The following is a 225-nucleotide window of genomic DNA, read 5'->3' as shown; positions in this document are numbered from 1 at the left end:
GACGCCAAGGCCGATGCGCTGGCAGCCGAGATCGATGCCAAGCTGAAGGCAGCCGAAAAGCAGACCGCTTCGATCAACGACCGCAAGCGCGTCCTGTTTGTGCTGTCGATGCAGGGCGGCAAGATCCTCGCATCCGGCAGCGACACCGCCGCCGACGGCATCATCAAGCTTTCGGGCGGTGTCAACGCGATCGACGGCTATTCCGGCTACAAGCAGTTGTCCGAC

Annotated in this window: 1 pseudogene; it reads left to right on the top strand. The window is 62.7% G+C overall.

The features are described from left to right. Positions 1-225, top strand: a pseudogene (locus tag E5W87_RS35925) (hemin ABC transporter substrate-binding protein); the annotation flags it as partial.

Source organism: Mesorhizobium sp., from assembly GCF_004962925.1.
Lineage (GTDB): Bacteria > Pseudomonadota > Alphaproteobacteria > Rhizobiales > Rhizobiaceae > Mesorhizobium.
Note: the sequence above shows the minus strand (reverse complement) of the source record. Positions and strands in the feature narration are given on the sequence as shown.